Source organism: Streptomyces sp. NPDC052114 (genome assembly GCF_040680155.1).
In the GTDB taxonomy this organism is placed as follows: Bacteria; Actinomycetota; Actinomycetes; order Streptomycetales; family Streptomycetaceae; genus Streptomyces.
In genome coordinates, this window is the sequence record NZ_JBFAWC010000038.1 from 26,368 (window position 1) to 36,448 (window position 10,081).

The 10,081-nt window shown below is 70.3% G+C and carries 8 protein-coding genes; 3 read left to right on the forward strand and 5 right to left on the reverse strand.

Going from position 1 to position 10,081, the window contains the following annotated elements; all coding sequences use genetic code 11:
• Positions 1 to 101: 101 nt before the first annotated feature.
• The gene (gene argS, locus AB0L89_RS40855; protein WP_365153037.1) at positions 102 to 1,859 is read right to left on the reverse strand and encodes an arginine--tRNA ligase; all 1,758 of its coding nucleotides are present in this window, start codon (positions 1,857 to 1,859) and stop codon (positions 102 to 104) included.
• A gap of 159 nt (positions 1,860 to 2,018) precedes the next feature.
• On the opposite strand from argS, the gene lysS reads away from it, so the two are divergent.
• Entirely contained in the window at positions 2,019 to 3,782 is a 1,764-nt protein-coding gene (gene lysS / locus AB0L89_RS40860) for a lysine--tRNA ligase (RefSeq protein WP_365153039.1), read from the forward strand.
• 110 nt (positions 3,783 to 3,892) lie between these two features.
• The gene (locus AB0L89_RS40865) at positions 3,893 to 4,102 is read left to right on the forward strand and encodes a hypothetical protein (protein WP_365153041.1); all 210 of its coding nucleotides are present in this window, start codon (positions 3,893 to 3,895) and stop codon (positions 4,100 to 4,102) included.
• 4 nt (positions 4,103 to 4,106) lie between these two features.
• Here AB0L89_RS40865 and AB0L89_RS40870 read toward each other — a convergent pair whose 3' ends face one another.
• From AB0L89_RS40870 to AB0L89_RS40885, 4 genes are all read right to left on the reverse strand, one after another.
• Complete coding sequence (locus AB0L89_RS40870; RefSeq protein WP_365153043.1) at positions 4,107 to 5,546, reverse strand: DUF2637 domain-containing protein; 1,440 nt, start codon at positions 5,544 to 5,546, stop codon at positions 4,107 to 4,109.
• A 114-nt stretch (positions 5,547 to 5,660) separates the two neighbouring features.
• Positions 5,661 to 6,401, reverse strand: a complete 741-nt coding sequence (locus tag AB0L89_RS40875; protein WP_365153045.1) for a class I SAM-dependent methyltransferase — start codon at positions 6,399 to 6,401, stop codon at positions 5,661 to 5,663.
• A 176-nt stretch (positions 6,402 to 6,577) separates the two neighbouring features.
• On the reverse strand, positions 6,578 to 7,483 hold the full coding sequence (locus AB0L89_RS40880; protein WP_365153047.1) for a DUF3558 domain-containing protein: 906 nt from the start codon (positions 7,481 to 7,483) through the stop codon (positions 6,578 to 6,580).
• Between the two features lie 148 nt (positions 7,484 to 7,631).
• A complete protein-coding gene (locus tag AB0L89_RS40885; protein WP_365153049.1) occupies positions 7,632 to 8,558 on the reverse strand; it encodes a DUF3558 domain-containing protein in 927 nt (308 codons plus the stop codon).
• Between the two features lie 198 nt (positions 8,559 to 8,756).
• Here AB0L89_RS40885 and AB0L89_RS40890 point away from each other — a divergent pair, with 198 nt between their 5' ends.
• Positions 8,757 to 9,950, forward strand: a complete 1,194-nt coding sequence (locus tag AB0L89_RS40890) for an RtcB family protein (RefSeq protein ID WP_365153051.1) — start codon at positions 8,757 to 8,759, stop codon at positions 9,948 to 9,950.
• The last annotated feature ends 131 nt before the right edge of the window (positions 9,951 to 10,081 follow it).

The following is a 10,081-nucleotide window of genomic DNA, read 5'->3' on the forward strand; positions in this document are numbered from 1 at the left end:
CCCGGCGGTACGGCGGCACGGCAAAGGCCCGCCCCCCTCGCGCGAGGGGAGCGGGCCTTCGGTCGTACCGGCCGTACTCGCCGTACCGGCCGTACGGAGCGTCAGAGCCGCTCGGGCGTCCTGATGCCGAGCAGCGCCATGCCCTGGTGCAGCGTGCGCGCCGTGACGTCGCACAGGAACAGGCGGTTCTCGACCTGCTCCGGGGTGTCCGCCTTCAGGACCGGGCACTTGTCATAGAAGGACGTGTACAGCGAGGCCAGCTGGTAGAGGTACGCGGCCAGCTTGTGCGGGGCGTACTCCGCGGCGGCCTCGGCGAGGGTGTCGCCGAACGCGTCCACGTGCAGGCCCAGCGCCCGCTCGGCCTCGGCCAGTCCGAGCTCCGGGTGCGCCTTCGGCGCGACGTCGCCCGCCTTGCGCAGGATCGACTGGATACGGGCGTACGCGTACTGGAGATACACCGACGTGTCGCCGTTCAGCGACACCATCTGGTCCAGGTCGAACTTGTAGTCGCGGTTCGCCGACGTCGACAGGTCCGCGTACTTCACCGCACCGATGCCGACCTGGGCGGCCCGCTCCTGGATCTCGTCCTCGGTCAGGTCCCGCGCCTTCTCCCGCACGACCTCGGCGGCACGCTGCACCGCCTCGTCGAGCAGGTCCTCCAGGCGCACCGTCTCGCCCTCACGCGTCTTGAACGGCTTGCCGTCCGCGCCGAGCACCGTGCCGTAGCCCATGTTGTGGGCCGTGACCTCGTCGCTCAGCCAGCCCATCCGGCGGGCCGCCTCGAAGACCATCTTGAAGTGCAGCGACTGCCGCACGTCCACCACGTACAGCAGGGTGGTGGCGTGCAGGCCGAGGACGCGGTCGCGGATCGCGGAGAGGTCCGAGGCCGCGTACCCGAATCCGCCGTCCGCCTTCTGCACGATCAGCGGGACCGGCTTGTCGTCCTTGCCCTTGATGTCGTCGAAGAACACGACGAGCGCGCCCTCGGAGCGGACCGCGACCCCCGCCTCCTCAAGAAGCCGGGCCGTCTCGGCCATCATGTCGTTGTACGCCGACTCGCCGACGATCTCGTCGTCGCGGACCTCCATGTCCAGCTTCTCGAAGACCGAGTAGAAGTAGACCTTCGACTCGTCCACGAACCGCTGCCACAGGTCCAGCGTCTCCTTGTCGCCGGACTGCAGGGCGACGACCCGCTTGCGGGCCCGCTCCTTGAACTCCTCGTCCGCGTCGAAGACCGCGCGCGACGCCTTGTAGACGCGGTTCAGGTTGCTCATCGCCTGCTCGCCGTCGACGTCGTCGGCCGGGGCCAGCTGGTCGGGGTTCTCGATCAGGTACTGGATGAGCATGCCGAACTGGGTGCCCCAGTCGCCGATGTGGTGGCGGCCGATCGTCTTCTCGCCGGTGAAGTCCAGCATGTGCCGCAGGGCGTCGCCGATGACCGCCGACCGCAGGTGGCCGACGTGCATCTCCTTCGCCACGTTCGGCTGGGCGTAGTCGATGACCGTCGTGCCCGCCCGCGGGTTCAGCGGCACGCCGAGCCGGTCGCCGTCGGCCGCGCGGGCCGCGAGCGTCCGGACGATCGCCTCGTCGGTGACCGTCACGTTCAGGAAACCGGGGCCGGAGACCTCGACGTCCGCGAGCAGGTCACCCTTCTCGATGCCGGCGACGACCTGCGTGGCCAGCTCGCGCGGGTTGCCCTTGAGCTTCTTGGCGAGCGCCAGGATGCCGTTGGCCTGGAAGTCCGCCCGGTCGCTGCGTCGCAGCAGCGGGTCCGCGGAGCCGGCCTCCGGCAGGGCAGCCGAGAGGGCGTCCGCGAGGCGCTGGTGGACGGAGGCGGTGAGGGACGTGACCGGGGCCATGAGCTTCCGTTCTGGTAAATGGCGTGCAGGAATCTGTCCGTCGAGTGTCCCATGAGGAGGGACACCGCTTCGCCCGGATAAACGCAACCCCGGAGCGGGTCCTTCCGTCTGGGAGAATGACAGACGCCAACTTCCGAGAACCCGAGGAAACCAGAGGACGTGCCGACCGTGGCAGCTCAGAGCACAGATACCACCGACTGGGTCTCCCGCTATGCGGACGAGGTCATCGCCGAGTCGGAGCGTCGTGCCCCGGGCAAACCGGTCGTCGTCGCCTCCGGTCTCTCGCCCTCCGGCCCGATCCACCTCGGCAACCTCCGCGAGGTCATGACCCCGCACCTGGTCGCCGACGAGATCCGCCGCCGCGGCTTCGAGGTCAGGCACCTCATCTCCTGGGACGACTACGACCGCTACCGCAAGGTCCCGGCCGGCGTCCCCGGCATCGACGAGTCCTGGGCCGAGCACATCGGCAAGCCGCTGACCTCGGTCCCGGCCCCGGCCGGCTCCGCGTACGCGAACTGGGCCGAGCACTTCAAGGCCGCGATGACCGCGTCCCTGGCCGAGCTCGGCGTCGAGTACGACGGCATCAGCCAGACCGAGCAGTACACCTCCGGTGTCTACCGCGAGCAGGTCCTGCACGCGATGAAGCACCGCGGCGACATCGACGCCATCCTCGACCAGTACCGCACCAAGAAGGACCCGGCGGCGGGCGGCAAGGGCGGCAAGAAGCAGCAGAAGCCCGTCGACGAGGCCGAGCTGGAGGCCGCCGAGGGTTCCGGCGCGGCCGGCGAGGACGACGGCAGCGGCGGAGCCGGCGGGTACTTCCCGTACAAGCCCTACTGCGGGCAGTGCGAGAAGGACCTGACGACCGTCGTCTCCTACGACGACGAGACCACCGAGCTCGTCTACACCTGCTCGGCGTGCGGCTTCGGCGAGACCGTCCGGCTCAGTGAGTTCAACCGCGGCAAGCTGGTCTGGAAGGTCGACTGGCCGATGCGCTGGGCGTACGAGGGCGTGATCTTCGAGCCGTCCGGCGTGGACCACTCCTCGCCCGGCTCGTCCTTCGTCGTCGGCGGCCAGATCGTCCGCCAGATCTTCGACGGCGTGCAGCCCATCGGCCCCATGTACGCCTTCGTGGGCATCTCCGGCATGGCCAAGATGTCGTCCTCCAAGGGCGGTGTGCCCACCCCGGCCGACGCCCTGAAGATCATGGAGGCGCCGCTGCTGCGCTGGCTGTACGCGCGCCGCAAGCCCAACCAGTCCTTCAAGATCGCCTTCGACCAGGAGATCCAGCGCCTCTACGACGAGTGGGACAAGCTGGAGACCAAGGTCGCCGACGGCTCGGTGCTGCCCGCCGACGCCGCCGCGCACACCCGCGCGGTGCGCACCGCCGCCGGTGAGCTGCCGCGCACCCCGCGCCCGCTGCCCTACCGCACGCTGGCCTCCGTCGCCGACATCACCGCGGGCGCCGAGGACCAGACCCTGCGGATCCTGGGCGACCTCGACCCGACCGCGCCGCTGGCCTCGCTCGACGAGGTCCGCCCGCGGCTCGACCGCGCCGAGAACTGGATCACCACCCAGGTCCCGGCCGAGGCCCGCACGATCGTCCGCGCCGAGCCGGACACCGAGCTCCTGTCGTCCCTGGACGACGAGGGCCGGGAGTCGCTGCGCCTCCTCCTGGAGGGCCTCGACGACCACTGGTCGCTCGACGGCCTGACCCACCTGGTGTACGGCGTGCCGAAGGTGCGGGCCGGGTTCTCCGCGGACGCGACGGCCAAGGAGCTGCCTCCGGAGATCAAGGTCGCGCAGCGCTCGTTCTTCGCGCTCCTGTACCGCCTCCTGGTCACCCGCGAGACCGGTCCGCGGCTGCCCACGCTGCTGCTCGCGGTCGGTGCCGACCGGGTCAGGAAGCTGCTCGGCGCGTAGGACCACAGCGGCCGCCCGCGGGGACCGCGGGCGGCTGCATCCTTCGGACTACCCGCGATCTCCGCCGGGGGCAGGACGTTTCCGCGTCCGTCCCCGGCGATCGTGGAGTCATGAAGCAGATCATCGCCATCGTCGGATGGATCGTCGGAATCCAGGGCGCCCTCGGCGTCGTCGGGCGCACCTTTGACGACAAGCCCTGGGGCGCCCTGCACCAGTGGTGGGACATCTCCACACCGCTCTACGTGGTGCTGGCCGTGGTCGGCGGCGCGCTCGCCCTCTACGGGGAGAGCGGCAAGCTACGGGCCAAGAGCAGGGCCTAGCGGCCTACGCGATGTGGTCCTCCATGAGCTCGTCGTTCAGGCGGGCCGCGAAGCGGTCCATGTAGTTGTTGAGCGCGCGGGACTGGAGCCGCAGTCCGTACGTCGCCTCGACGTTCGCCGCGAACGCGCCCGGGGTGGGCATGCCCTCACCCTCTATCGAGTACCGGAAGACCTGGTAGAGGTCCTCGTCCGTGGGGGCGGGGGCCGCGGCGGGGGCGGGCTCGGGGACCGGCTCGGGCTCCGGCTGCGGGTGCTGCTGGGCCTGGGGCCGGGTTTGGTTCTGCGCCTGGGGAAGCGGCTGCTGCTCGGCCTGGGGGTGCGGGTTGCCCTCGCCGAGGGGACGCGTGCCGCCCGCGCCGTTGGGCACCGGGAACTCGGGCGCCGGTTCCGGGGCACGCGGCTGCGGCACGGGCTGCTGCTCGTACTGCGCCTGCTCGTACTGGGCCTGCTCGTACTGCGCCTGCTCGTACTGCGCCTGGTCCTGCCCCGCGCCGGGGGCCTGCTGCTCCTGCTGGAGGCGCTCCTGCTCGGCGTACCACTCGTCGTACGAGACCACGGGAGCGTTCGAGGCGTTGTGGGCCGCGAACCACGGGCTCTCGTGCTGACTCACCGGCAGCGTCTCCTCCGGGGCCTCCGGGGATTCCGGGGCCTCGGGCGCCGCGGCCTCCTGGACCGGCTCGACGGGCCGGGCGGCGGGCGCGGGCGCCAGCTCCGGCTGGTGGGACCGGTCCGCGGCGACCGCGGGCGCCGGCGGGATCAGCACCGGCTCGATGCCGGCCGCCGCGAGCCCCGCCGGAGCCGTCTCCGCCAGCGGCACGCCGATCCGCGCCAGCCGCAGCGGCATCAACGACTCCACCGGAGCCTTGCGGCGCCAGGAGCGGCCGAACCGGGCCTGCAGACGCGCCTGATAGACGAGACGATCCTGCTCCAGCTTGATCACCTGCTCGTAGGAGCGCAGCTCCCACAGCTTCATCCGGCGCCACAGCTTGAACGTGGGCACCGGAGACAGCAGCCAGCGCGTGACCCGCACGCCCTCCATGTGCTTGTCGGCGGTGATGTCCGCGATCCGCCCCACCGCGTGCCGGGCCGCCTCTATCGTCACCACGAACAGCACCGGGATCACCGCGTGCATGGCGACGCCGAGCGGGTCCCCCCAGCTCGCCGCGCCGTTGAAGGCGATCGTGGCGGCGGTGAGCAGCCAGGCCGTCTGCCGCAGCATCGGGAACGGCATGCGGATCCACGTCAGCAGCAGATCCAGCGCCAGGAGCACACAGATGCCCGCGTCGATGCCGATGGGGAAGAAGTAGGCGAAGCTGCCGAAGCCCTTCTTGAGCGCCAGTTCGCGTACGGCGGTGTACGACCCGGCGAAGCCGATGCCAGCGATGACCACCGCACCGGCGACGACCACGCCGATCAGCATCCGGTGAGTACGTGTCAGTTGCATCGCGGCCACCCGCGGTCCCCTCCCTGGTCCGTCTGTTGCGTGCGACAGCCTGGCACACGTGTGCGGCGGGGTGGGGAGCGGTACGCGGGAAACGGGTGACCCGGGCTCAGGACATCAGGCGCGGCAGCGCAACATCTCCAGCGGCGGGTTGGCGCGGAAGTCCGCCCAGTGGTCCGCGCCGAACGCGCGCACACCGGCCTCGGAGACCTCCATCGGGACCCACGTCACCTCGCTGAACCCGGCGGCCGCCAGGCACTTCTCGTAGACCTCGCGGCGCGGACGGGTGGCGACGAAGGAGACCGGCGGGTCGAGCAGCGCCGTCGTCCGCGCGAGCGGACCGTTCCCGCCCTCCTCGCCGGTCAGCTCGCTGCGGAAGCCGTACTTCTCCGGAGAGGGGCCGTCGAAACGGAAGTCGGGCGACTGGTTGACGACGAAGAACGCGGCGCCCGGCCGCAGGCTCCGGTGCACGGCGCGGCACATCCGCTCCATGGCGGCGGCATCCTCCGCGTAGTTGAGCAGATGGACCCCCAGGGCGATGTCGAAGGGCTGCTCGACGGGCGGCAGTTCGGCCACGTCACCCACCTCGTAGCGCACACCCAGCGGCTGCTTGCGCTCCAACTCCCGTGCCACGGCCACCATTTCACCGGAGATGTCGACACCGAGCACCTCCGTGGCGCCGCGCCGCCCGAACTCCCGGCTGTAGAAGCCCGTCCCGCAGGCCAGGTCGAGCACCGACCTGCCGCGCACGTCCCCGACCAGGCCGAGGAACGAGGGCACCGCCACGTACCGCTCCAGCGGCAGGGCCTTGAAACCCTCGTACGCCTCACCGATCTCGTCGTACTGCTGCGTGCTCACCGAGCCGTCCTCCCCTGTGGGTGGTCATGACCTCGGCAGTCTCTCCAGGGTGCGGGGGGCGGCCGTACTGGCAGAAACCACAAAGATCGGGACGGCGGCTCGTGGGACCGGGGGACACGCGAGGAGCCCGGCACCCCGAGACGGGGTGCCGGGCTCCTCCTGGACGTCGCCCGACGTCAGGACTTGCTGCTCGCCTTGTCCTTCGACTTGCTGTCGTCGGCCTTGGCGTCGTCCGACTTCGCGTCGTCGGACTTGGAGCCGGACTTCGAGTCGTCGGCCTTCGGGGCGTCGGACTTCGCGTCGTCGCCCTTCGGCTTCTCGCTCGACTCGGGCGCCTTGCCCTCGTTGGCGGAGACGACCGCGGCGGCGGCCTCCTTCGCCGCCTTCCCGGCCTCCTTCGACAGGTCGCCGGCGTCGGGGGTCTTGTCACCCGCGAGGCCCGCGCCGTTGAAGTCGATCGTCACGACGGCGTTCTCGACGCGCGTCACGACCGTCTGCTGCTTGAAGGTGTCCTTGTCCTTCTTCAGGTCGTACCGCACGAGCGTGGCCTGCTGGCCGACGCCCGACAGCACCTCCGTCTTGACGCTCTTGGCGTCCTTGGTCGCCTTGGCGTCCTCGACCTGCTTGGCGTAGTTGTCCTGGGCGCGCTTGGCGCCGCTGCCGAGCGAGGCGTCCGAGTCGAAGCGCATCAGCGAGACGCGCAGCCAGCGGAACTGCGAGCCGTCCACGCCGTTGTTGTCGAGGCTGTCCCAGGAGCAGGAGCCGCGCAGGGCCGTGTCGCTGGACGTGCCGGCCTTGCCCGACGTGTCCTTCGCCTTCGGCACCAGGTCCTCGAGCGTCTTCTTCGACAGGACCTTGCAGGGCTCGGGAAGCTTGGCGTACGCGGCCTTCTCCACCGTCGCGGGCTTCTCGCCGGCCTTGGCCGACGCGGAGGCCTTCGCGCCCGACTCCTTCTTGGCGCCGTCGGAGCCGGAGTCGGAGTCGGAGGAGCAGCCGGAGGCGACGAGGATCACCGGTACGGCGGCCGCGCAGACGAGGAGGCGGCTGCGGAGCTGTCGCTTTCGCTGTGCAGGTCGGTGCATGGTTCCTTCACTCAGTTCGTCTCGTGACGTACGTCCAGTTCGTCTCGTGACGTCGTCGGGTCCGAGGGGCCACGGTACGCGCATGCGGCGCGGGACGACTCCTGTTCAGGGCGGCCGGAGCCCCGGTCACGGCCGCCCGCGCGGCGGGCTACTCGTCGAAGTCGCCGGCCAGCCGGTCGGCCAGTTCACGCGCCTTGTCCTGCATTTCCTTGCTGTCCGGGACGTCCGTGCGGCGGCCGGGCTGCTCGTCGTACTCGATGGTCACGATGACGTTCGACGTGCGGAACACCACAGTCACGGTGCGGTGACGGCTGGCGGAGGCGGAGGTGGCGAGGGCGTCGTCGAGGAAGGCCTCGTCGCCGAGGTCGTCGAGGGTGCGGGGCTCCAGGCCGGGCGGCGGGGTCGCGGCCCGGGAGGCCTCACCGGCGCCCGCCTCGTCCTCGTCGCCCTTCTTCCCCTTCTGCCCCTTCTTGCCCTTGTCGTCGTCGGCGGTGTCGCTCCTGCCGTTCTTGCCGCCCTGGGCCTTGTCGCCGCCCTCGGGGTCGTCGGCCTTGCCGGACTCCTGCGCGGACTCGGCGTTCGCGCCCTCGCCCTCCTCCTCCGTGTCCGAGGCGGTCGGCTCGGGCAGGTCCGCGTCCCGCAGCTTCGTCGCATAGACCTCGGCGGCGCGGTCGTCGTCGCTCACCGCGCCGTCGTAGGAGACGACGCGCTCGAAGTCGACGAGGAGGTGGTGGGAGGCGTCGGACGACTGGATCTTCCAGCTGCATCCCACGCGCCGGTCCGTGTCGTACGTCCCGGAGGGCGTGCCCTCGTACGCCTTCTCGCGCTGCTCGGTGTCGTCCATCTCCGCGATGCCGGGCAGCATCGCGTCGAGGGTGCCGCGGTCGATCTCGCCGCAGGGCTCGGGGAGCGTGCGGTACTTGCCGGGCTGGGCCGGGGCGGTCGAACTGCCGGTGTCGCCCGGCTTGGAGTCGTCGCTCTCGTCACCGAGTCCGGAGCCGCCGCTGCAGCCCGCGAGCAGCGCCGCGAGGAGCGCGGCGACACCGGGTACACAGGCCTTGGCCTTCCGCTGCACCGTGATGGCTCCTCTCGCGTGGTTCGCCTGGTTCGCTGATTGTGCCTGGATATTCGGTTGCCGCCGGCGGACGGCCGGTGGACACAATGTCTATCGCACGCGCTGCCGTGGATGCCGGTCCGATACCCCTTTCGTCGACCTTGGCTCCGGTATTTGCGCTTCCTGACTTGTGTTTGTTTTCGGGGGAATGAGGACGATATGTCGTACGTAGAGGTTCCGGGCGCGAAGGTACCGATCCGGATGTGGACGGACCCGACGTCGGTCGAGGACGCCGCGATGCAGCAGCTGCGGAACGTGGCGACGCTCCCCTGGATCAAGGGCCTCGCGGTCATGCCGGACGTCCACTTCGGCAAGGGCGCGACGGTCGGTTCGGTGATCGCCATGCGGGGCGCGGTCTGCCCGGCGGCGGTCGGCGTCGACATCGGCTGCGGGATGAGCGCCGTCAAGACGTCGCTCACCGCCAACGACCTTCCGGGGGACCTGTCCCGACTGCGCTCGAAGATCGAGCAGGCGATTCCGGTGGGCCGCGGGATGCATGACGACCCCGTCGGGCCGGGGGGCTTCCATGGCATGGCGACCGCGGGCTGGGACGACTTCTGGGCCCGTTTCGAGGGGGTGGCGGAGGCGGTCAGGTTCCGTCAGGACCGGGCGGCGAAGCAGATGGGCACCCTGGGCGGGGGAAATCATCACATTGAACTGTCGTTCGATTCTGAGGGTGCGGTGTGGCTCACGCTCCACTCCGGGTCCCGCAACATCGGCAAGGAACTCGCCGAGCATCACATCGGCGTCGCGCAGAAGCTCTCGCACAACCAGGGTCTTGTCGACCGCGACCTCGCGGTGTTCGTCTCGGACACCCCGCAGATGGCGGCGTACCGGAGCGACCTCTACTGGGCCCAGGAGTACGCGAAGTACAACCGCTCGATCATGATGGGGCTCCTGAAGGACGTGGTCCGCAAGGAGTTCAAGAAGATGAGGGTGACCTTCGAGCCGGAGATCAGCTGCCACCACAACTACGTGGCGGAGGAGCGGTACGAAGGTATGGATCTGCTGGTGACGCGGAAGGGTGCGATCCGGGCCGGTACGGGTGACCTTGGGATCATCCCGGGCTCGATGGGCACGGCCACGTACATCGTGAAGGGCCTCGGCAACGAGAAGGCCTTCAACTCGGCGTCCCATGGCGCCGGTCGGCGCATGAGCCGGGGTGCCGCGAAGCGCCGCTTCTCGGCGAAGGACCTGGAGGAGCAGACGCGGGGCGTCGAGTGCCGCAAGGACTCGGGCGTCGTGGATGAGATTCCGGCGGCCTACAAGCCGATCGAGCAGGTCATGGAGCATCAGCGCGACCTCGTCGAGGTGGTCGCGAAGTTGAAGCAGGTCATCTGTGTGAAGGGCTGAGTCATGGTCGGGGTGCCGGGCGCCGTCGCCGGTGAGCGGCGCCCAGTCGAGGGCGTACAGGGAGTCGACGCCTCCGGACGCGGCGGCGGCGATGCGTTCGGGGCTGGCCTCGCTCGCCCTGCGCGAGGTCA